The sequence below is a fragment of the Azospirillum sp. CT11-132 genome (genome assembly GCF_047302835.1).
GTDB lineage: Bacteria > Pseudomonadota > Alphaproteobacteria > Azospirillales > Azospirillaceae > Azospirillum.
The window spans coordinates 24245-45631 of the sequence record NZ_JBGLZA010000007.1; the positions used below are offsets into that span (position 1 = coordinate 24245).

General features: G+C 67.0%; 18 protein-coding genes. 7 read left to right on the forward strand and 11 right to left on the reverse strand.

Annotated features, from left to right (window positions below):
- Positions 1-23 precede the first annotated feature (23 nt).
- From ACCD06_RS27445 to ACCD06_RS27460, 4 genes are all read right to left on the reverse strand, one after another.
- Positions 24-1244, reverse strand: coding sequence for a serine hydrolase (locus ACCD06_RS27445; protein WP_413344876.1), 1221 nt, complete (start codon positions 1242-1244; stop codon positions 24-26).
- Between the two features lie 125 nt (positions 1245-1369).
- A complete protein-coding gene (locus ACCD06_RS27450; protein ID WP_413344878.1) occupies positions 1370-3031 on the reverse strand; it encodes a PAS domain S-box protein in 1662 nt (553 codons plus the stop codon).
- Positions 3032-3251: 220 nt separating this feature from the next.
- Positions 3252-3785 (reverse strand): translation initiation factor IF-3, encoded by a 534-nt coding sequence (infC, locus tag ACCD06_RS27455; RefSeq protein ID WP_081506050.1) that lies wholly within the window; start codon positions 3783-3785, stop codon positions 3252-3254.
- Between the two features lie 56 nt (positions 3786-3841).
- Entirely contained in the window at positions 3842-4054 is a 213-nt protein-coding gene (locus ACCD06_RS27460; RefSeq protein ID WP_413344880.1) for a hypothetical protein, read from the reverse strand.
- Positions 4055-4444: 390 nt separating this feature from the next.
- Between ACCD06_RS27460 and ACCD06_RS27465 the strand changes: the two genes are divergently transcribed.
- A complete protein-coding gene (locus ACCD06_RS27465; RefSeq protein WP_413344882.1) occupies positions 4445-5383 on the forward strand; it encodes a neutral zinc metallopeptidase in 939 nt (312 codons plus the stop codon).
- Between the two features lie 160 nt (positions 5384-5543).
- Here the strand turns inward: ACCD06_RS27465 and ACCD06_RS27470 are convergent, their stop codons facing one another.
- Entirely contained in the window at positions 5544-6641 is a 1098-nt protein-coding gene (locus tag ACCD06_RS27470) for a radical SAM protein (protein WP_413344884.1), read from the reverse strand.
- 355 nt (positions 6642-6996) lie between these two features.
- Here ACCD06_RS27470 and ACCD06_RS27475 point away from each other — a divergent pair, with 355 nt between their 5' ends.
- On the forward strand, positions 6997-8379 hold the full coding sequence (locus tag ACCD06_RS27475) for a nucleotide sugar dehydrogenase (protein ID WP_413344887.1): 1383 nt from the start codon (positions 6997-6999) through the stop codon (positions 8377-8379).
- A gap of 236 nt (positions 8380-8615) precedes the next feature.
- Here the strand turns inward: ACCD06_RS27475 and ACCD06_RS27480 are convergent, their stop codons facing one another.
- Entirely contained in the window at positions 8616-9296 is a 681-nt protein-coding gene (locus tag ACCD06_RS27480; protein WP_413344889.1) for a DUF2076 domain-containing protein, read from the reverse strand.
- A 415-nt stretch (positions 9297-9711) separates the two neighbouring features.
- Between ACCD06_RS27480 and ACCD06_RS27485 the strand changes: the two genes are divergently transcribed.
- From ACCD06_RS27485 to ACCD06_RS27495, 3 genes are read left to right on the forward strand one after another with little or no spacing between them, the layout of a single operon-like run.
- Positions 9712-10923 carry a putative DNA modification/repair radical SAM protein gene (locus ACCD06_RS27485; RefSeq protein WP_413344892.1) on the forward strand — a complete coding sequence of 404 codons (1212 nt, stop codon included), beginning with the start codon at positions 9712-9714 and terminating at the stop codon, positions 10921-10923.
- A 15-nt stretch (positions 10924-10938) separates the two neighbouring features.
- Positions 10939-12357: a UdgX family uracil-DNA binding protein gene (locus ACCD06_RS27490; RefSeq protein WP_413344894.1), complete on the forward strand. Its 1419-nt coding sequence runs from the start codon at positions 10939-10941 to the stop codon at positions 12355-12357.
- Positions 12358-12399: 42 nt separating this feature from the next.
- Positions 12400-12585, forward strand: a complete 186-nt coding sequence (locus tag ACCD06_RS27495) for a hypothetical protein (RefSeq protein ID WP_413344896.1) — start codon at positions 12400-12402, stop codon at positions 12583-12585.
- Between the two features lie 31 nt (positions 12586-12616).
- Here ACCD06_RS27495 and mtnA read toward each other — a convergent pair whose 3' ends face one another.
- On the reverse strand, positions 12617-13708 hold the full coding sequence (mtnA, locus tag ACCD06_RS27500) for an S-methyl-5-thioribose-1-phosphate isomerase (protein ID WP_413344899.1): 1092 nt from the start codon (positions 13706-13708) through the stop codon (positions 12617-12619).
- Between the two features lie 181 nt (positions 13709-13889).
- On the opposite strand from mtnA, the gene ACCD06_RS27505 reads away from it, so the two are divergent.
- Positions 13890-14777 (forward strand): S-methyl-5'-thioadenosine phosphorylase, encoded by an 888-nt coding sequence (locus tag ACCD06_RS27505; protein ID WP_413344901.1) that lies wholly within the window; start codon positions 13890-13892, stop codon positions 14775-14777.
- 181 nt (positions 14778-14958) lie between these two features.
- On the opposite strand, the gene ACCD06_RS27510 is transcribed toward ACCD06_RS27505, so the two are convergent.
- The 4 genes from ACCD06_RS27510 to ACCD06_RS27525 all read right to left on the reverse strand — a co-directional run bounded on the left by ACCD06_RS27510 (position 14959) and on the right by ACCD06_RS27525 (position 20606).
- Positions 14959-16623 (reverse strand): methyl-accepting chemotaxis protein, encoded by a 1665-nt coding sequence (locus ACCD06_RS27510; RefSeq protein WP_413344904.1) that lies wholly within the window; start codon positions 16621-16623, stop codon positions 14959-14961.
- A 293-nt stretch (positions 16624-16916) separates the two neighbouring features.
- Positions 16917-18851 carry a sulfate adenylyltransferase subunit CysN gene (gene cysN, locus ACCD06_RS27515; protein WP_413344906.1) on the reverse strand — a complete coding sequence of 645 codons (1935 nt, stop codon included), beginning with the start codon at positions 18849-18851 and terminating at the stop codon, positions 16917-16919.
- Positions 18851-19744, reverse strand: coding sequence for a sulfate adenylyltransferase subunit CysD (cysD, locus tag ACCD06_RS27520; RefSeq protein ID WP_413345319.1), 894 nt, complete (start codon positions 19742-19744; stop codon positions 18851-18853). The genes cysN and cysD overlap by 1 nt, the downstream gene beginning before the upstream one ends.
- Positions 19745-19841: 97 nt before the next feature.
- On the reverse strand, positions 19842-20606 hold the full coding sequence (locus ACCD06_RS27525) for a sulfotransferase family protein (RefSeq protein WP_413344909.1): 765 nt from the start codon (positions 20604-20606) through the stop codon (positions 19842-19844).
- 6 nt (positions 20607-20612) lie between these two features.
- Here ACCD06_RS27525 and ACCD06_RS27530 point away from each other — a divergent pair, with 6 nt between their 5' ends.
- Entirely contained in the window at positions 20613-20852 is a 240-nt protein-coding gene (locus ACCD06_RS27530) for a hypothetical protein (RefSeq protein WP_169054766.1), read from the forward strand.
- Positions 20853-21387 lie beyond the last annotated feature (535 nt).

Genomic DNA, 21387 nt, shown 5'->3' on the forward strand with positions numbered 1-21387 from the left:
CCTCCTTTCAAGGAGGGGAGAAGTCACCGGCCTTGCAGCGGGAAGCAGCCGCGTCCGGCCGTCTTCAGGGCGCTGCAGGCCGCGTCGGCGGTGGCGGCGGGGAATCCGGTCAGGCGGGCCTTGTAGAGACCGCCGGAGCGGACGATCGCGGGACTGGCGCCGGCCGCGAGGGGGCCCAAGCGCTTGGCCGTGTCGCGGGCGCTGCGCACCGCCGCGGCATGGCTGGCGAAGGCGCCGACCTGAATGGACCAGGAGCCGCCGTCGGGCTTCGCTACGGACTTTGTGGGGGCGGACTTTGTGGTGGCCGGCTTCATCGAAGGGACGGCAACGCTCACCGCCGTGCTGCGTTCGGCGGTCGAGGCGCTGTTTTTGGTAATCACCAGATCCGGCTGCACGGGCGCCGGCCTGGACGGGCTGGTCGGGCGCTTGAAGCCGGCGTCCAGCAGGTCGGCGACTTGGGTGTCGCGGGCGGCGGCGCTGTGCCCGCCCATCACCACGGCGATCAGGCGGCGGCCGTCCCGCACCGCCGAGGCGGCAAGGTTGAAGCCGGACGCGGCGATGTAGCCGGTCTTGATGCCGTCCATGCCGGGATAGCGCGCCATCAGGCGGTTGTGGCCATAAACCGTATCGCCCTGCCAGTCGAAGCTGCGGCGCTTGAAATAGGCGTAATGTTTGGCATGGCGGCGGATCAGCGCCCGGGACAGGGTCGCCATGTCGCGCGCCGTCGTCCGCTGCAGCCGGTTGGGCAGGCCCGACGCGTTGCGGAACACCGTGTGGCGCATGCCGAGCCGGCGGGCACGCGCCGTCATCTTTTTGGCGAAGGCCGTCTCGCTGCCGCCCAGCGCCTCGCCCAGCACCACCGCGACGTCGTTGGCCGAGCGGGTGACCAGCGCCAGGATCGCCTGCTCCACCGTGATGGTGCTGCCCGGCGCCAGCCACAGCCGCGACGGCGGCATCGACGCGGCATGCCGCGACACCACGAGGCTCTGGTTCAGCCGCAGCGTGCCGCGGTCCAGCGCCTCGAAGGTCAGCATCAGCGTCATCATCTTGGTCAGCGAGGCCGGGTAGGTCAGCCGGTCGGCATTGCGCGCCCGCAGGACCTTGCCGCTGTCCGCATCCATCAGGATCTCCGCGGCGACCGGGGTCCAACCCTTTTTGGCCGAGGCCGGCAGGGGCGCCAGCAGGACCGCGAGAACGGTCAGGGAGAGCAGCAGCAGCGTCGAAGCGCGGGCGAGCAGGGGCATCGTCTCAGGTCCGGCGGTTGGTGCAGCCCCGCTGCGGCGCGGGCGCTGTCGGCGTTGCGGGTTCCCCCTTTAAAGCGGGACAGGCGAAAGCGGGACGGGGCGGGATGGCCGCCGGGCGGCCGGCATCATCCGTCGGACAGCATCGAACGGACCATGGCGCGGAAGGCATCGACCGCCACCGGCTTGGCCAGCATGCGCATGTTGCGGCCAAGCCCATCCTCGCCATCGCCGGGCCTGTCGTCCAGGGCTTGGAAGGCATAGCCGGTCAGGAACAGCACCTTCAGATCGGGATAATGCGCCTGCGCCGCCTCCGCCAGCTGGCGGCCGTTCAGGCCGGGTAGCCCGACATCGGTCACCAGCAGGTCGACCGGCGGTAGCAGGTCGACCTGCGGTCTGGGGCCTTCCCGCCCGGCCGCGGCCTCGCTCAGCCGGGCAAGCGCCGTGGTGCCGTCGGCGGCCTCCAGCACGGTGTAGCCGTCGCCCTCCAGCACCTCCACCAGCAGCATGCGGACCAACCCCTCGTCCTCCACCACCAGCACCGTGCCCCGCCCGGCGCGACCGGTGGGCGGGGTGGGGACGGCGGCGGGGGCAGGGGTAGGGGCGGGGGCTGCCTGCTCGGCGGCGGCGGCATGGTCGCGCGGCAGGTGGAGATGCACCGCGGTGCCGCGGCCGACCGCGCTGTCGATGCGGACGAAGCCGCCGGACTGGCGGGCGAAGCCGTAGAGCTGGCTCAGCCCCAGCCCGGTGCCCTGGCCGATCGGCTTGGTGGTGAAGAAGGGCTCGAAGACGCGGGCCAGCACGTCCGGCGGCATGCCGGTGCCGCTGTCGCGCACGGTCAGCACGGCATAGTCGCCGGGCTCCACCCCCGGTTCGTTGGCGAGATCGGCCGGCCGCAGGCTGGCGTTGGCGGTCTCCACCGTCACCGATCCGCCGTCGGGCATGGCGTCACGGGCGTTGATGACCAGATTCAGCAGGGAGCTTTCGATCTGGTTCACATCGGCATGGACCGGCCACAGCGGCTCGGCCAGCCGGCGCTCCAGCCGGATCTCCTCGCCCACCGAGCGGCCCAGCAGGTCCCACAGCCCGACCACCAGCAGGTTGAGGTCGGCGCGCTCCGGCTTCAGCGGCTGGCGCCGGGCGAAGGCCAGCAGGCGCCGGGTCAGGGTGGCGGCCCGGTCCACGGCGGCGCGGGCGGTGGCGGCGAAGGGGGCGACGTCGGTGCGGCCGTCCGACAGCCGCTGCTCGATCAGCTCCAGGCTGCTGCTGATGGCCTGCAGCAGGTTGTTGAAGTCGTGGGCGACCCCGCCGGTCAGCTGGCCGACCGCCTCCATCTTCTGCGCCTGGGCCAGGGCCTCGCGCGCTTCGTCCAGCGCCTGCTGGGCCTTGCGGCGTTCGGTGATGTCGCGGGTGACCTTGGCGAAGCCGCGCAGAGCCCCGGTCTCGTCACGGATGGGGTCGATGACGACGCTGGCCCAGAAGCGGGTGCCGTCCTTGCGCAGGCGCCAGCCCTCCGCCTCGAACTTGCCCTCCGACAGGGCGGTGGCGAGCGCGCGCTGCGGCATGCCGGCAGCGCGGTCCTCTTCGGTATAGAAGCTGGAGAAGTGCCGGCCGATGATCTCGTCGGCGGCATAGCCCTTCATCCGCGCCGCCCCCGCATTCCAGCTGCGGATGACGCCGGTGGGGTCGAGCATGAAGATGGCGTAGTCGACCACGCTCTGGACCAGCAGGCGGAACTGCCGTTCGCCGGAGATGGGTTCCCAGGCGGGCGCGACACGTTCGTCCTTCATAACAACGACTTTCCGGAACAAAGGAGGAAGCAAACTTCCCAATGATCCGCGCTCGATACCGACAGGGTCAATAACCCAATACGAATATCCAGGTATTATTCCGCCGCATTACGCGGAATTTGCCGGGAGTTGTCCGGCGCAATTTGGGGCGGGATTTGCAGTCATCAGGGGAAAGGGGCGGGGCGGCGCACCGCCCCGCGGGTTCCCTTTTGGCCAGGGCTCAGCGCGGAGCCAGCACCATGACCATCATACGACCTTCGACCCGGGGCATCTGCTCGACCTTGGCGATGTCCTGGAGCTGGTCGCGCACGCGGACGAGCACGTTCAGACCGAGATCCTGGTGCGCCATCTCGCGACCGCGGAAGCGCATGGTCATCTTGACCTTGTCGCCTTCCTCGATGAAGCGGATGGCGGAGCGCATCTTCACGTCATAGTCGTGATCATCGATGTTCGGCCGAAGCTTGATTTCCTTCAGCTCGATAATCTTCTGCTTCTTCCGCGCCTCGTTGGCCTTCTTCTGCTCCTCGAAACGGAACTTGCCGTAATCGAGGATCTTGCAGACAGGCGGATCCGCCTGGGGCGCCACTTCGACGAGGTCGAGGTCGGCATCCGCAGCGGCTTCCAGCGCTTGGCGGAGCGGCACCACGCCGACCATCTCGCCGTCGGCGCCGACGAGGCGGACCATACGGGCGGTGATTTCACGGTTGAGGCGCGGGCCTTCGCGGACGGGGTCCGCGTCGTAGAGCTTGGCTATGGTGATCTCCTGTGGTCGTGGAGGGGTAGAAAAGGGCTAAGCCCGGGTCGAGAGGCTCAGCCCAGGATGTCGAGCACAATCTGCCGCACTTCGCTCCGGGTCAAGCCGGACGGCTCCGGATCGGAGCGGAAATCGGCCTTTTTGCCCTGAACTGCGGCGAATTGGCCTGCCGAAAGGCGGGTGGCGGCCAGTTGGGCCGGCGCAAGCGCGGGCTGGGCAGTGAAATGGCCGGTGGAATGCGAAAGGGCGGAAACGATCGGGGTCGTCATGAAAATCCTCCAGGCCGGATGGGTGGACCGATGGATTCGGTGCCGGCCGGCTCTTGCTTGTGTGTGGCGTCGTGAAACGGGAACCAAAGCGGCGCACCGCCGCGAGAGGCTCCGATAAAACGAAACAGGCCCGGATGCGGGCATGTTCCAAAAGTCCGGCGTCCCTGGAAAAGGCTCCCTCCCGTCGGAACGGAGAAGGCGGGGAGCAAAGGCAAGGGAACGCACCGCGCAAGCGGTTTTCGACCTTTCCCCAGATGGGGGCCGGGTCCTGGCTTTTCAAGCGTTCCGCTCCGCCTCTCCATCCGGCCGCCGAACCTGAATGGAACGCGGGAAGCTCTCCCGTGGTTTCGTCTCCACCGGCACAGCGGGCCTGATGATCGGAACGGACGGGTGAAGGAGGGTGGCGATGCGGTGGCAGGGCGGACGGGAAAGCGAGAATGTCGAGGACCGCCGCGGGCAAGGGGGGCCGGCGGCGGCTTCGGTGGGGGCGGCTTCGGCGGCAGGGGTGGCGGCATCCGCATCGGCAAGGGCGGGCTGGGCATCGGCGGAGCCATCGTTCTTCTGGTGGTGTCGATGGTGCTGGGGGTCGACCCGACGGTGCTGCTGGGCGGCGGCGAGCAGGCGGACCAGGGCACGGCCGGGCGGACGCAGATCGGCGAGGCCGCCCCGCGCAGCCAGGCCGACGACGAGCTGAAGCGCTTCGTCTCCGTCGTGCTGGCCGACACCGAGGACACCTGGCAGGGCCTGTTCCAGCAGATGGGGCGCCAGTACCAGGACCCGACGCTGGTGCTGTTCACCGGCACGGTGTCGTCGGGCTGCGGCCGGGCGCAGGCGGCGATGGGGCCCTTCTACTGTCCGATGGACCGCAAGCTCTACATCGACCTCGGCTTCTACCGCGAGCTGCGCGACCGCTTCCAGGCGCCGGGCGACTTCGCCCAGGCCTATGTCATCGCCCATGAGGTCGGCCACCATGTGCAGAACCTGCTGGGCATCTCCGACAAGGTGCAGGCGGCCCAGCAGCGGGCGCGCGATCAGGCCGAGGCCAATGCCCTGTCGGTGCGGCTGGAGTTGCAGGCCGACTGCTTCGCCGGCATCTGGGGCAACCACGCCAACCGCGACCGCCGGATGCTGGAGCCCGGCGACGTCGAGGAGGCGCTGACCGCCGCCAGTGCCATCGGCGACGACCGCCTGCAGCGTCAGGCGCGCGGCACCGTCAGCCCCGACAGCTTCACCCACGGCAGCTCCGCCCAGCGCGTCCGCTGGTTCCGCACCGGCCTGGAAAGCGGCCGGCTGGAAGCCTGCGACACCTTCGGGGCGGACCGGCTGTGAGGGGGGCCCGCGCAGGCCGGCGGGGATCTGAGATCCGGGGTGGCGAGCGCCCCGATTCCCCTGCCATCTTCACCATCCGCCTTACGGATGGCTCCTGTGAATCACAAACGCCCTCCTCTGAAACCAAACTCGGTGCCGGATGCCGAACTCAAGCACCTCTTCAAGCCATTGTCCTGGACATCGGCGAGCGACGAATAGATTCCATCAATTTCTGTCGATCTGGCCTCAGGTATATAGAAAGATTGTTATAATGGTAACAGTTGCGGCAAATTTCTGGAATTTTCCCACTAATGAACCTGTCACGCATTTCCTCAATCTTTTCCCCAAACCAGATATCTCCTAAATGTTCATTATTAGCGTCACCAATAATTAATTCTTTGGCATCCACATCTCTGCACCCGCATGCGCCGACCTTGCCATCCCAATAAACAATTGGACCGCTAAACATCTCAGAGCAAGCTGAAATCTTAGGTCTACGTAAAGAAAAAATAAGACGATGCGCTAATGTTGCCCCACGTAATTTCATATCACCTGTTAAATCATCAGGATTAATCCGGCCAGACCAATCATCGAAGAAAAATGCAAACGAAATATTTTCCGCTCCAATTAAATCAGATATAATTTTATATTCAGGTGTATCCATTACCTCAGCCCTTGGTCGATCAACACGGAGAGCTATCGACAGAGTAACGGGCCGACCAGCTTGGTTGTTGACCGTTGCCAAATTCTTTATGTTTGAAATTACGCGATTGTATTCTTTTGACCTGTAAATACGTTTATACATTTCCTCGTCAAAACCACTTGTCGACACGGAGATGCTCGTGACGCCGCTTTCAATTAAAGGTTTGGCTCCAATTCGATGAAGGCTGATCAAATTGGTATATAAGCCTATGCCGGTAATATTAGGTAAAAGTCTGGCCGCCCGAATCCGATCAAGCAAATCTGGGTCAACCAAAGGGTCCCCGACAGTTGGCGTCAATGACAAATCACCCCCTCCACAATCTGAAAAGTCACGCAATATTTTTTCGAATAATGTACTGCTCATAACCCCACGGGGACGACTTTGGTATTGATAGCCACAGAATGTACAGTTCGCGTTACAGATATTGGTGGTTTCTATGGAAAGAGATGGCATGGAACTCTTTAATACATTCACCAAATGGTCTTTTTTGAGAAAAAATTTTGATAGCCCAACAATCTGCTCGAATTCATTTTTGGCTTTCTCGCCTAACACATCAAAAGCTTTTATTGCTTTCATAGCATTCTCGCATCAATGATAAATTGAGCCTGAGCGAGTTCCTTCATACAACAATCGACACAAAGCTCTCAATAGCCCGCCTCGGATGCAGCGCGATGGGCGCAAGCTAAACCCGAATAATTCACGGGATCTGAATCCGGGGTTGCGGGGGCGAGGATAAGTCGCTGAATTCGTGTACGATTCCGGTTCTGAAGCAATCTCACCTCCGACGCCGGCGCCCTGCTGCTGGCGGAGATCGGGTAGGTCTGGAGGAACGGGTTGCGCAAAGCCGTGCCGGCCGTCACACATTCAGCCTGCCGCAGACGGAATAGCCGTCTGAGCGGCCCAGCCCTTCAAAGCGTCTATATGGAACGGCATGATGAGCACAGCGGACACCTCGTCCGATATCCAGGCGCCCGACATCCAGGCGCCCGATATCCAGGCTCTGGAAAGCGCCTATCGCGGCAGCAAGGCGCGGGTGGCGGTGATCGGGCTCGGCTATGTCGGGCTGCCGCTGGCCCTGGCGCTGACCGGGGCCGGCTTCGCGGTCACCGGCTTCGACATCGACCCGGCCAAGGCGGCGGCGCTGAATAGCGGACACTCCTACATCCGGCAGATCGCCGACGGCCGCGTCGCCGAGGCGGTGGCGACCGGGCGGTTCCGGGCGACGACCGACGCCGACGAGTTCGCCGCCTGCGACGCCGTGATCGTCTGCGTGCCCACCCCGCTGTCGCCGCAGCGCGAACCGGATCTGAGCTTCGTCGAGGCCTCCACCCGGCTGATCCGCGACCGGCTGCGCCGGGGCCAGCTGGTGGTTCTGGAATCGACCACCTGGCCCGGCACCACCGACGAGGTGATGCGGCCGATCCTGGAGGAGACCGGGCTGGTCAGCGGGCGCGACTTCTTCCTGGCCTATTCGCCCGAGCGCGAGGATCCCGGCAACATCAGCTTCACCACCAGCACCATCCCCAAGGTGGTGGGCGGCGACGACGAGGGCGCGCGGCGGCTGGCGGTGGCGCTCTACGAGCAGGTGGTGCCGCAGGTGGTTCCGGTGTCCGGCACGCGGGCGGCGGAGGCGACCAAGCTGACCGAGAACATCTTCCGCTCCGTCAACATCGCCCTGGTGAACGAGCTGAAGATCGTCTTCGAGCCGATGGGTATCGACATCTGGGAGGTGATCGAGGCGGCGAAGACCAAGCCCTTCGGCTTCATGCCCTTCTATCCCGGCCCCGGCCTGGGCGGCCACTGCATTCCGATCGACCCCTTCTATCTGACCTGGAAGGCGCGCGAGTACCAGATCTCCACCCGCTTCATCGAGCTGGCGGGAGAGGTCAACACGATGATGCCGCGCCATGTGGTGGACCGCCTCGCCCTGGCGCTCGACCGCCGCGCCGGCATCGGGCTCAGCCGGGCGCGCATCCTGCTGGTCGGCATGGCCTACAAGAAGAATGTCGACGACAGCCGGGAATCGCCGGGGCTGCGGCTGATGGAGATGCTGCTGGAGCGCGGGGCGGCGGTCGAATACCACGACCCCTTCATCCCCATGCTTCCGGTCACCCGCGAGCATGCGGCGCTTGCCGGCCGCACCTCCGTCGCCTGGGACGCGGAGACGCTGGCGGGGTTCGACGCGGCGGTGATCGTCACCGACCATGACGGCATCGACTATCAAAGCCTCGCCGCCCATTGCCCGCTGGTGGTCGACACCCGCAACGCCATGCGCGCCGTGGAGGGCTTCGCCGACCGTATCGTGAAGGCCTGAGGCCGGCACAGGGCGGGGCTGGGCGGCCTGCGTTTGGAACAGCGTGAAACGGGGCGGGCGCTGCTGTTCCATTTTCTGAGATCCCCCTCTCCCCCCGGGGGGAGAGGGGGATCCTGGGGGGCTGAGAGGCAGACATGGCGTCGGCTCCGCAAGGGTGGGACCGACGCCATTTTATAGGAATTAGATCCTGAACGGTGGCGTTAAGTTCAACGCCATGCCGCCTGGGCCTGCCGGGATCACAGCTCCTCTTCGCCGCCGAAATCGCCCCAGCCGCTGTCCTCGACCGCCTGTTCGGCATGGTCGGTGGCGGCGGTCGCCGCGTCGGTGGCCGCGTCGGTGGCCGCACCGGCGGCCTCGGCAGCCACGGCTTCGCCGCCGGAGAGCATGCCGGACAGCGCGCTGCCGATCAGCATGCCGCCGGCCACGCCGGCCGCCGTCTGCATGGCCCCGGCCATGAAGCCGCCGCCGGCCCGCGGCTGCTGGGCATAGCCGGCGACGCGCGGGTCGCCATAGGCAGGGGCGCCGGCAGCGGCAGCCGGACGGCCCCAGGGCGAACCCGGCGGCATGGCGGCCTGGGTGGCGGCGGGATGCTGGTACTGGGGCTGGGGTTGAGGCTGGGAGGCCGGCCGGCCGCCGCCGAACAGGCTGCCGAACAGGCCGCCACCGCCGGACTGGGCCGGAGCGGCGGGGCGCTCGCGCAGCTGGCGCTCCAGCTCCTCGTTGCGGCCTTGCGAGGCGGCGAGCGCCTGTTCCATCATCACGATGGCCTGGGCCATCAGATAGGGGGCGGCCGGCTGGCGGGCGATGCGCTCGCGGATCAGCGCCTCGGCCTCGGGATCGCGCGGGCCGGATTGCGCCTCGGCCTGATGCAGCTTGGCGAACAGGTCGTCGATGATCTGGCGTTCGGTCTGGTCCATGGCGATGCTCGTTCTCATGAGGGTTGCGGAAGGGATCCCGTTTCCGGCGCCTGCATCCCGAAGGGGCGCCAGCCGAAGAGGCATGGGGCTGCGACCACGCGCCGGAAAGGTGGCGCGCGTCGGGGAGGCGTCGGAAGCGGGAGGGGACGGGCTGTCCGGGAAGACGGTCGGGGAAAAGGACATCGGTCCCTCCAAGTGCGGTCACGCCCGTCGGCGCAAAAGCAGGTGAAGAGATCCGACATCGCGACCACGTCTAAGTCGCCAGAGGGGCCCGGATCCAGGTGATGAGCACGTGGCCCCGTCCCGCTTTCCTGTCAAGACGGCGCCCGAACAATTTGCCCCCGCCATTCGGCTTGCCTTTTGCTTTTAAAAGAACATATTGCGAACATCTTCAAGGGAGAGGGAAGCCTCCACGGTGGATGACGCGCTGCTCGACAAGCTCGAAATTCTCGCCGACGCGGCGAAGTACGACGCCTCCTGCGCGTCGTCGGGGGCGAAGCGGCGGACGGGCGGGCCGGACGGCATCGGCTCGACCACCGGGGCCGGCATCTGCCACGCCTATACGCCGGACGGGCGCTGCGTCTCGCTGCTCAAGATCCTGCTGACCAACTACTGCCTGTTCGACTGCGCCTACTGCATCAATCGCCGCTCATCCAACGTGCGCCGCGCGCGGTTCAGCGTGGAGGAGGTGGTTCAGCTGACGCTGGGCTTTTACAAGCGCAACTGCATCGAAGGGCTGTTCCTGTCCTCCGGCATCATTCGCTCGCCCGACTACACGATGGAACAGCTGATGCTGGTGGCGCGCACGCTGCGGCGCGACCATGGCTTCGCCGGCTACATCCACCTGAAGACGATCCCGGAGGCCAGCCCCTGGCTGATCGAACAGGCCGGGCTGTGGGCCGACCGGCTGTCGATCAATCTGGAACTGGCCTCCGACCGCAGTCTGAAGGAGTTCGCGCCGGAGAAGGACGGCGGCGCGATCAAGGCGGTGATGGGGCAGGTCGGCGAACGCATCCTGGAAGCCAAGGAGGAGAAGCGGCGTTTCTCGCCCGCCGGGCAGAGCACCCAGATGATCGTCGGCGCCGACGCCTCCACCGACCTGTCGGTGCTGGAGACCAGCGACACGCTCTATCGCCGCTATGGGCTGCGGCGGGTCTATTATTCCGCCTTCAGCCCGATCCCGGAGGCGAGTTCCGCTTTGCCGGCCAAGCCGCCGCCGCTGCAGCGCGAGAACCGGCTGTACCAGGCCGACTGGCTGCTGCGCTATTACGGCTTCACGGTGGAGGAGATCGCCGCCGGGGGCGAGGGCGGGATGCTGGACCTCGGCATCGACCCCAAGCTGGCCTGGGCCCTGAAGAACCGCGAGCGTTTCCCGGTCGACGTCAACAGCGCCGACCGCGAGATGCTGCTGCGCGTGCCGGGGCTGGGGGCGCGGGCGGTCGACAAGATCGTCGAGGCGCGACGCCACACCACCTTGCGGCTGGAGGATGTGGCGCGGCTGTCGTCGGGGCTGAAGCGGGCGCGCGCCTTCCTGATCGCCGCCGACCACCATCCGGGCGGGCTGACCGACCGCGCCGACCTGCGGCAAAGGCTGGTGGCGCCGCCCAAGCAGCTCAGCCTGTTCTGAGTCATGCGGCGCGCCATGCATCGTGTGGATCTGAAGGACGGCGCCGACCTGGACGGCTTCCGCCGCGCGCTGCGCGGGCTGGTCGCGTTGGGCGCCGATCCGGACGACGTGGTGTGGAGCGTCGGGGCGGCACCGTCGCTGTTCGGGGATACGGCCCCCTTGCCGGCGGACGCGCCGCCGGTGTCGCTGCCGCGGCCGGTGGGGGCGCTGATCGAAAGCGTGGTCTGCCACCGCGATCCGGAACGCTACGCCCTGCTGCACCGGCTGGTCTGGCGGGTGCTGCGGGGGGAGCGCGACATGCTCGACCACCACGCCGATCCGCTGGTGCACCGGCTGGCGCTGCTCGACAAGGCGGTGCGGCGCGACCTGCACAAGATGCACGCCTTCCTGCGCTTCCATGAGGTGCGCGACCCCGATGGAACGGAACGCTATGTCGCGTGGTTCGAGCCCGACCATTTCATCGTCGAGGCCACCGCCCCCTTCTTCGTCGAGCGCTTCGAGAGCCTGGTCTGGACCATCCTGACGCCGGTCGGATCGCTGCACTGGGACCGGCGGTCGCTGACGGTCGGGCCGGCGGCTTTGAGGCCGGAAGGGCTCGACCGCGACGACCGCTTCGCCGAGGGCTGGCAGCGCTATTACGAGAGCACCTTCAACCCGGCCCGCGTGAACCCCACCGCGATGCGGGCGGAGATGCCGCGAAAATACTGGGCCAATTTGCCGGAAGCGGCGGCGATCCCAGCCATGATCCGCTCCGCGCCTGCGCGGGTGCAGGCGATGATCGAGGCGGAAGCCGCCGCCCCCCGCCGCCGCAACCCCGACAAGGCCGTCGCCGCCATGGCCCGGCAGGAGCCGGCGACGCTGGCCGAGCTGAACCGCATCATCCTGGCGGCGGATCCGCTGGTGCCGGGGGCGACGCAGGCCGTGCCGGGCGAGGGGCCGGAGGGGGCCGCCATCGCCATCGTCGGCGAGCAGCCGGGCGACCAGGAGGATGTGGAGGGCCGCCCCTTCGTCGGTCCCGCAGGCCAACTGCTGAGCCGCGCGCTGGAGGAGGCCGGGATCGAGCGGAGCGCCGCCTACCTGACCAACGCGGTCAAGCATTTCAAGTTCGTCGCCCGCGGCAAGCGCCGCCTGCACCAGTCGCCGACCGCCGGCGAGGTGAAGCATTACCGCTGGTGGCTGATGAAGGAGCTGTCCTTCGTCCGCCCGCGCCTGGTGGTGACGCTGGGCGCCACCGCCGCCCTGGCGCTGACCGGGCGCAGCGTGTCGGTCCTGCGGGAGCGCGGACCGATGGGGTTCGGCGACTGGAACGGCTTCGTCACCGTCCACCCGTCCTACCTGCTGCGCCTGCCGGCCGGGGAGGCGGCGGAAAAGGCCTATCAGGACTTCGTCACCGATCTGCGGCGGGCGCGGGGGATGGTGGAAGGGGCCGGTTGACGGCCTCAATGGGTATGATCAAGTATTCCATGAGGAGCAGTCATGACCGAGATCGAACGTCTGACCATCACCTTGCTGGCCGCCCAGCAGCGCCAGGAATTCGCGTCGCTGAAGGCGGACATCGACCGGGGTATGACCGATCTGGCCGAGAGACGCCTGACGGACTTCGATGCTGACCGGATCGTCGAACGAGGGAAAGCATTATCCGTCCGCTCCCGCTCCACCTGACCGAGGCGGCCGTCAGTGAAAAACAACGCCCTCACCCCCGCTCCGGAAACAGCCCGAGCAGCCCGTCGCGCGTGGCGGGGCAGACGCCGCGTTCGGTGATCAGGCCGGTCACCAGCCGGGCCGGCGTGACGTCGAAGGCGTAATTGGCGACCGGGCTGCCGTCGGGCGTGACACGCACCGTCTCGATCCGGCCGTCGGCGGTGCGGCCGGTCAGCTCGCTCACCTCGCGGCCGTCGCGCTCCTCGATGGGGATCTCCCGCACGCCGTCGGCGATGGTCCAGTCGATGGTCGGCGACGGCAGCCCGACATAGAAGGGAACGCCGTTGTCGTGCGCGGCCAACGCCTTCAGATAGGTGCCGATCTTGTTGCAGACGTCGCCGGTCGCGGTGGTGCGGTCGGTGCCGACGATGCACAGGTCGACCTTGCCATGCTGCATCAGATGGCCGCCGACATTGTCGGCGATGACGGTGTGGGGGACGCCGTGGTGCTTCAGCTCCCAGGCGGTCAGGCTGGCGCCCTGGTTGCGCGGCCGCGTCTCGTCCACCCAGACATGCAGCGGGATGCCCTGCTCGAAGGCGGCATAGACGGGGGCGAGCGCCGTGCCCCAGTCAACGGTGGCGAGCCAGCCGGCGTTGCAGTGGGTCAGCACATTCACCGGTTCATTCGGCTTCTTGCGCGCCGCCGCGGCGCGGATCAAGGCCGCGCCATGCAAGCCGATGGAGCGGTTGATCTCCACATCCTCGTCGGCGATGGCCGCGGCCTCCGCCTCGGCGGCCTCGACGCGCCGGACCTCCGGCAGCGGGGCCAGCAGGCCGCGCATGCGCTCCAGCGCCCAGCGCAGGTTGACCGCGGTCGGGCGGGTCGCCAGCAGGGTGGCGCAGGCCCGCTCCAGCCCGCGGTCGCTGGCGTCGGCGCGCAGGGCGAGCGCCACGCCATAGGCCGCCGCCGCGCCGATCAGCGGGGCGCCGCGCACCAGCATGGCGCGGATGGCGTGGGCGGCCTCCTCCAGGCTGGTCAGGCGGACGACGGCGAAATCGTGCGGCAGCCGGGTCTGGTCGATGATGGCAACGGCCCCCTCGCCGTCCGGCCAGATGGTGCGATAGGCCGTCCCGTCGATCCGCATGACATGACACTCCATTTGAAGCCGGCCCAAAACCGGCCTGGATCCACAACAGGATGGGCGAGGGTAGGGGGTGAATGGACCCGCATCAATCTGCTTGTGGCCGCTTGTGGAGGAAGTCCGCTGTTGCCTTCTCCCGGTCTGCCCGGAATAGTCGCACCGGCTTCAGCGGGGAGAGCAGGGCATGAGCGGTGATGCGGTTGGCGAAACGGTTCTGGGTGTGATCGGCGGCAGCGGCCTGTACGACATCGACGGGCTGGAGAACACCCGCTGGGTCAAGGTGACGACCCCCTTCGGCGACCCGTCGGACGAACTGCTGACCGGCGAGCTGGCGGGGCAGAAGCTGGTCTTCCTGCCGCGCCACGGCCGCGGCCACCGCATCCCGCCGTCGGAGCTGAATTTCCGCGCCAACATCCACGCCCTGAAGCAGCTGGGCGTGACCGAGATCCTGTCGGTGTCGGCGGTCGGCTCGCTGAAGGAGAATCTGCCGCCCGGCACCTTCGTGGTGATCGACCAGTTCATCGATCGCACCTTCGCCCGCGACAAGACCTTCTTCGGCAGCGGGCTGGTCGCCCATGTGGCGCTGGGCCATCCGGTCTGCGGCCGGCTGGGCGACCTGATCGAGGAGGCGCTGGTCGAGCTGGACATCCCGCACCAGCGGCGCGGCACCTACATGGTGATGGAGGGGCCGCAATTCTCCACCGTCGCCGAATCGACCCTCTACCGCAGCTGGGGCTGCGACGTCATCGGCATGACCAACATGCCGGAGGCCAAGCTCGCCCGCGAGGCGGAGATGTGCTACGCGACCGTCGCCATGGTCACCGATTACGACTGCTGGCACGAGGGGCACGACCATGTGTCGGTCGATGCGGTGATCAAGGTTGTGGTCGCCAATGCCGGCAGGGCGCGCGCGCTGGTCTCGGCCCTGGCGCCGAAGGTGGCGGGGCGCGAGGGTGCGTGCACCCAGGGCTGCCACACCGCCCTCGACAACGCCATCATGACCGCCCCCTCCCACCGCGACCCGGCGATGCTGGAAAAGCTGTCGCTGATCGTGAAGCGCACGCTCGGCTGATCCGCCGCGGGAGAGGGGCGAGGGAAGAGGGGGCCCCAGGGAGAGGGGACGGAGCGGGCCTATCAGGACTTCGTCGCCGACCTGCGGCGGTCGCGGGCGAAGTTTGGAGATGTGTGCATCCCGTAGCCGCCCTGACCATCTGGGCGGCCTGCTCGCCGGCTTTGCGTCGGCATTCTTACGGTCAGGCGGCGCGGATGCCGCTCAGGAAGGTTTCCACCTCCTGCCGCAGCAGTTCGGACTGGCGCGCCAGTTCGCCCGAGGCGCCCAGCACCTGGCTGGCCGCGGCGCCGGTCTGGGCCGCCGCCTCGCTGACGCCGCCGATGTTGGCGCTGACCGACGCGGTGCCGCTGGAGGCCTCCTGGACGTTGCGGGCGATTTCGGCCGTCGCCGCGCCCTGTTCCTCGATGGCGGAGGCGATGGAGGTGGCGACCTCGCTGATCGTCGCGATGGTCCGGCTGATGCCGCCGATCGCCTGGGCCGCGCCGTTGGTGGCGCCCTGCATCGAGGCGATCTGGATGCCGATGTCCTCGGTCGCCTTGGCCGTCTGGTTGGCGAGGCTCTTCACCTCCGACGCCACGACGGCGAAGCCCTTGCCGGCCTCCCCGGCGCGCGCCGCCTCGATGGTGGCGTTCAGCGCCAGCAGGTTGGTCTGGGTGGCGATGTTGTTGATCATCTGGACGATCTCGCCGATGCGCTGCGCCTGCTCGACCAGCCCCTGGACCTGGGCGTTGGTCTGCTGCGCCTCGCCAACCGCCTGGTCGGCGATGGCGGTGGAGCGCGACACCTGCCCGCTGATCTCGGTGATGGAGGCGGTCAGCTCCTCCGTCGCCGCCGCGACGGCCTGGACGTTGGACGAGGCATCGACCGCCGTTCCGGCCGCGGCGGACGCGCGGGCATTGGTCTGTTCGGCGATGCCCGACATGCTGTGCGCCGTCTGGCTCAGCTCGGTGGCGGCGGAGGACAGGGTGCGCAGGATGCCGCCCACGGTCGCTTCGAAGCGGCGGACCAGCCGGTCGACCTCCGCCGCGCGGCGTTCCTTGGCGGCACGCTCGGCCGCCTGCTCCGCCTCCAGCCGGTCGGCGGTCTGCAGAGCGTCGCGGAAGGTGACGACCGCGGTGGCCATGGCGCCGACCTCGTCGCCGCGCGCCGCGTCCGACAGGTCGACGCCGTAGTCCTTGCGGGCAAGGCGTCCCATGCTCGCCGTCAGGCGGGCCAGCGGCTCCACGACGCTGCGGCGGGCGATCACCAGGGAGAGCAGGGCGCCGACGAGGATGCCGATCAGCCCGACCGTCGCCACGGTGACCTTCACGAAGCTCTCGGTCTCCTCCACCGCGTCGGTGAGTTGGGCGATCCGCTCCGTCCCCGTCTCAATGATCGGATCGGTCAGGTCCGAGGCCGCACGCTCGCTGCTGCGCACATCGCTGCGGAACAGGGCGGCGGCGGCACCGTCCTGATCCGCCAGGGCGAGGTCGCGCGTCCTGGTCAGCGCGTCCATGACCTTGACCTGCAGCGGACCGACACGGCCGGCGGCGGGATTGCCCGACGCGGCGAGAAGCTGCTCAAGCCGGCGGTTCTTCTCCGCCATTTCATCGATGCGTGCGCCGAACCGCTCGCCGATGGCCGCCTGGGTCGCGGCGTCTTCGGAAATGAGGTTCAGGGCGTCGCGCTGCAGGGAACGGCTGATCGACCGCAGTTCCGACGCGGTCAGGACCATCCGGTCCATCTGGATGAGAGCCTGGTTGGCGGAGGCGATGCGGTTCAGTCCCCACACGGAGGTGACGCCGATGGCGGCCGAGACGGTGGACAGGACCAGAACCGGCAGCAGGATCTTGCTGGAAAGTTTCATCACACTCTCGTGGGGGCGGAACGGGCGGCCGGGAGGTCACTCCACCGGCGCAAAAGGAATGAATTGCCATGGTAGCGTTAACAAAACGCCATACGGGGATATGCAAAACATAGGGGAAATCACTGATTGCCCGACAAACCACGGATATTAATTGTAAATTTCATTTTCCTTCGCTGCCGTTCGCTTTCCGGTTTCCGTTCAATCCTGATCCTGTGCGGCAGGGCGAAGAGTCCGGCCGGGAAAAGAAAAAGGGCGGCTTGGAGCCGCCCTTGGAGGTGCCATGGAGGAAGGGATCAGATGACCCCGCGCCGCCGCAGTTCCTCGATCACCTGGGCGACCATCTCGTCGGTGCCGTGTTCGCCGCCCTTCAGGGTGATTTCCGGGGCTTCCGGCGGCTCGTAGGCGCTGTCGATGCCGGTGAAGTGGGGGAGCTGGCCGGATCGTGCCTTCTTGTAGAGCCCCTTGGGGTCGCGGGCCTCGCAGACCTCCAGCGGCGTGTCCATGAAGATCTCCAGGAACTCGCCGTCCTCCACCAGGGTGCGCGCCATCCGGCGTTCCTCGCGGAAGGGGGAGATGAAGCTGACCAGCACGATGAGGCCAGCCTCCACCATCAGCTTCGACACCTCGGCGACGCGGCGGATGTTCTCCACCCGGTCCTCGTCGGTGAAGCCGAGATCCCGGTTCAGGCCATGGCGGACATTGTCGCCGTCCAGGATCATGGTGCGGCGGCCGAGACGGTGCAGCTCCTGCTCCAGCCGGTCGGCGACGCTGGACTTGCCGGCGCCGGACAGGCCGGTGAACCACAGCACGCAGGGCTTCTGCAGCCCGCCCGCCCGCGCCGCCTTGTCCACCTTCGTGGCGTGGCGGTGGATGTTCGACGCCCGGCGCAGGGGGAAGCGGATCATGCCGCAGCCGGCGGTGGCATTGGTCAGCCGGTCGATCAGGATGAAGCTGCCGGTCTCGCGGCTGTCGGCATAGGCGTCGAACGGGATCGGCCGGTCGAGCGCCAGATTGCAGAAGCCGACGTCGTTCAGGTCCAGGCTCTTGGCGGCGGCATGCTCCTGGGTGTTGACGTTGATGGCGTGCTTCAGCTCCGTCACCTGGGCGCCGACCGTCGCCGTGCCGGCGCGCAGCAGATAGGAGCGGCCGGGCAAGAGCGGCTGCTCGTCCATCCACACCACATGGGCGGCGAACTGGTCGGCCACCTCCGGCCGGCCGGCGGCGGCGACGATCATGTCGCCGCGGCTGGCGTCGACCTCGTCGGCCAGCACCAGGGTGATCGCCTGTCCGGGCTCCGCCGTCTCAAGGTCGCCGTCCATGGTGACGAGGCGGGCCACCCGGCTGGTCCGGCCGCCGGGCAGGATGGCGACGTCGTCGCCGACGCGCACCGGGCCGCCGACCACCGTGCCGCTGAAGCCGCGGAAGTCCTGGTTCGGCCGGTTCACCCACTGCACCGCCATGCGGAAGGAGCCGAGCTTCTGTTCGGCGCAGGCGTCCACGCTTTCCAGATGGCCGAGCAGGGTGGGGCCGCCGTACCAGCCCATGGCATCCGACGGCTTGGTGACGTTGTCGCCGGTCAGCGCGGAGACCGGGATGCAGGTGACCTCGGTGATGCCGATGCGCGCCGCGAAGACGCGGTAGTCGGCGGCGATGCGCTCGAAGGTCTCGCGGTCCCAGCCGACAGCGTCCATCTTGTTGACCGCCAGCACGACATGGCGCACGCCCAAGAGCGAGACGATGGTGCTGTGGCGCCGGGTCTGGGTCAGCACGCCCTTGCGCGCGTCGACCAGCAGCACCGCGGCGTCGGCGGTCGAGGCGCCGGTGACCATGTTGCGGGTGTACTGCTCGTGGCCCGGCGTGTCGGCGACGATGAACTTGCGGCGCTCGGTGGTGAAGAAGCGGTAGGCGACGTCGATGGTGATGCCCTGCTCGCGCTCCGCCGCCAGCCCGTCGACCAGCAGCGCGAGGTCGAGCTGGCCGGCGCCGGTGGTGCCGAAGCGGCCGGAGTCCGTCTCCAGGCTGGCCAGCTGGTCCTCAAAGAGGCATTTGCAGTCGTAGAGCAGCCGGCCGATCAGCGTCGACTTGCCGTCGTCCACCGACCCGCAGGTGATGAAGCGCAGCAGATCCTTGCTGTTCTGGCGGGCCAGATACTCCTGCACCTCGGTCGCGGCGTCGGAAGCGGCAATATCGGCAACGGGAACGGCGGCGGGATCGAGTTCCTTCAGCATCAGAAGTAGCCTTCCTGCTTCTTCGCTTCCATGGAAGCGGCGGCGTCCTGGTCGATCACGCGGCCCTGCCGTTCCGAACTGGTGGACAGCAGCATTTCGCGGATGATCTCGGGCAGGGTGGCGGCGGTGCTGCGCACGGCCCCGGTCAGCGGATAGCAGCCGAGCGTGCGGAAGCGCACCCAGGCCATCTCCGGCGTCTCGCCGGGCTTCAGCGGCATGCGGTCGTCATCGACCATGATGAGGGTGCCGTCGCGCTCCACCACCGGGCGCGGCTTGGCGAAATAGAGGGGGACGACCGGGATGTTCTCCTGGTGGATGTATTGCCAGATGTCCAGCTCGGTCCAGTTCGACAGCGGGAAGACGCGGATGCTCTCGCCCTTGTTGATCCGGCCGTTGTAGAGGCTCCACAGCTCCGGCCGCTGGTTCTTCGGCTCCCAGCGGTGGGAGGCCGTGCGGAAGGAGAAGATGCGCTCCTTGGCGCGGCTCTTCTCCTCGTCGCGGCGCGCCCCGCCGAAGGCGGCGTCGAAGCCGTGGGCGTCGAGCGCCTGCTTCAACGCCTGGGTCTTCATCACGTCGGTGTGGACGGCCGAGCCGTGGGTGAAGGGGCCGATGCCCTGGCGCACGCCGTCCTGGTTGATGTGGACCATCAGGTCGATGCCCAGCTCCCGCGCCGTGCGGTCGCGGAACTCGATCATCTCCCGGAACTTCCAGGTCGTGTCGACATGCAGCAGCGGGAAGGGCGGCTTCGACGGATGGAAGGCCTTCATCGCCAGATGCAGCAGCACCGAGCTGTCCTTGCCCACCGAATAGAGCATGACCGGCTTCTGGAACTGGGCCGCCACCTCGCGCATGATGTGGATGCTCTCCGCCTCCAGCCGCTGGAGGTGGGTCAGGCGGGCCGGCGTGGTCAGGATGGCGGGCAAGCTGTCCTCGGAACCGGGGGCAGCTTCGGGGCGATCCTTGGCCGCGGGGCGGGGGTCGAGCAATGGATCAAGCAGCATAGCCGGCCTTCTTCTGCATGTCTCCGGCCACGGCGTCGAACACGGTCCGACGCTTGCGCGGCCAGTCGATCTGGCGCTTCGACGGGTCGAAGCCTTCGGGTTTCTTGACGGGGGTCCAGCTGACCTCGCCATCGCGGCGCGAGACGCGGGACGATCCCAGGATTGGCAGGTCGCCGATCCGCTCGAACGGATAGCGCTCCTCGTTCAGGTCCAGGAAGCGCAGCAGGTCGCGGGCGGTGCCGTCGGGGGAGGCCACCGCGTCCTCGAAGCGGACCAGACGGCAGGCGTCGGCGCTCATGCGGCTCTGCGCCTCCAGCGCCGCCTCGGTGCCGAAGCTCCATTCGCGGCAGACGTCGGCGAAGGTGCGGCCCAGGAAGCGCAGCGGCCAGGTGTCGATGGTCGACTGCACGGCGCGCTTGCCGTCGCGGAGCACGATCAGGCAGCGTTCCGTCGGGAACAGGTAGGGGAAGTAGCGCATCATCCGGGTGTGCGGCGACTTGATCACCACCGTCTTGTCCGCCGGGAATTCGGCCTCGATGCGACGGAGGAAGCCGCTGACCATGTAGCAGAAGGTTTCCAGATCGCTGAACGATTCCCGGTTGCGCTGATAGAGGCGCAGGAAGCGCCCCTCATAGATGCGCGCGTCCTCCACCGTGTTCAGGAAGGGAAGCTCCCGGACGCCGTAGGGGTTGACCACCACGTCGGGATGCAGCTCCAGCAGGCTCTGGAGATAGTTGGTGCCGCTGCGCGGCATCACCCCGTGCAGGAAGACGATGCGGGGGGTGGCGCGAGGAGTGGCACCGGCCGCACCGGCGGCATCCGGCGCGATCCCGCGGACCGCCTGGGCGACGGAGCGCAGATGACGCGCGTTCTCCTCCGTGAACCAGGGATCAAAGAAGCTCGATCTTTCCGTGCTGGGAAGTCTAAGAAGCCGCTTTCCAACAAAACCGATCTCTTTTTGAAGAAGATGAACCGCACCATCACCGAAGTGATTTCTTAACGATGCGGCATAGTGATCGGCTGTCAGAGTCTTTGCATTCCAAAACACAACGGCCTCCTTTTGCGTCACCGCTCTGCCGGGCAATCCGGTTTTTCCCGGTCTTCGGCAATCGGTGCGTCTTTCCTGCAAATCGGGCAATCGCCGCCTCTCAGGGCTAGTTATGGCCCTATCTGATGGGCTTTTTTAGCTCTAATCCGGATCTAACCCCATGGGCTTATAAAGTTGCCGATACGACCCCCAATGGTGGATCTCGCATTGGATAGCAACCTCATGACAAGTCATGTCCCTATCCTGCGAATAGGAAAGTAACGTTTGATTTCAACTTCAAATTTACTGATACGCATAGGACACAGAACTCCGTCACTTCCTGTGGCATTAGCCCGTATAGTGCCGTCCCACCAAATGTTTACTGTATATTTTTCTTTCGTGATAACGGAAATCCCTGTGCAGAGTCACCACTTCTCCGATCTTTCGGGTAAACGGGGGAAACCGAAGGTCTGTTCCCCCCCCTGTTCTTTTTCAGGAGAGTCCACCC

What these genes read in the sequence shown, in the direction of transcription:
- ACCD06_RS27445 (WP_413344876.1), bottom strand. Translation starts at nt 1,244, where the DNA reads ATGCCCCTGCTCGCCCGCGCTTCGACGCTGCTGCTGCTCTCCCTGACC.
- ACCD06_RS27450 (WP_413344878.1), bottom strand. Translation starts at nt 3,031, where the DNA reads ATGAAGGACGAACGTGTCGCGCCCGCCTGGGAACCCATCTCCGGCGAA.
- ACCD06_RS27460 (WP_413344880.1), bottom strand. Translation starts at nt 4,054, where the DNA reads ATGACGACCCCGATCGTTTCCGCCCTTTCGCATTCCACCGGCCATTTC.
- ACCD06_RS27470 (WP_413344884.1), bottom strand. Translation starts at nt 6,641, where the DNA reads ATGAAAGCAATAAAAGCTTTTGATGTGTTAGGCGAGAAAGCCAAAAAT.
- ACCD06_RS27475 (WP_413344887.1), top strand. Translation starts at nt 6,997, where the DNA reads ATGATGAGCACAGCGGACACCTCGTCCGATATCCAGGCGCCCGACATC.
- ACCD06_RS27480 (WP_413344889.1), bottom strand. Translation starts at nt 9,296, where the DNA reads ATGGACCAGACCGAACGCCAGATCATCGACGACCTGTTCGCCAAGCTG.
- ACCD06_RS27490 (WP_413344894.1), top strand. Translation starts at nt 10,939, where the DNA reads ATGCATCGTGTGGATCTGAAGGACGGCGCCGACCTGGACGGCTTCCGC.
- ACCD06_RS27495 (WP_413344896.1), top strand. Translation starts at nt 12,400, where the DNA reads ATGACCGAGATCGAACGTCTGACCATCACCTTGCTGGCCGCCCAGCAG.
- mtnA (WP_413344899.1), bottom strand. Translation starts at nt 13,708, where the DNA reads ATGCGGATCGACGGGACGGCCTATCGCACCATCTGGCCGGACGGCGAG.
- ACCD06_RS27505 (WP_413344901.1), top strand. Translation starts at nt 13,890, where the DNA reads ATGAGCGGTGATGCGGTTGGCGAAACGGTTCTGGGTGTGATCGGCGGC.
- ACCD06_RS27510 (WP_413344904.1), bottom strand. Translation starts at nt 16,623, where the DNA reads ATGAAACTTTCCAGCAAGATCCTGCTGCCGGTTCTGGTCCTGTCCACC.
- cysN (WP_413344906.1), bottom strand. Translation starts at nt 18,851, where the DNA reads ATGCTGAAGGAACTCGATCCCGCCGCCGTTCCCGTTGCCGATATTGCC.
- ACCD06_RS27525 (WP_413344909.1), bottom strand. Translation starts at nt 20,606, where the DNA reads ATGCCGCGCAGCGGCACCAACTATCTCCAGAGCCTGCTGGAGCTGCAT.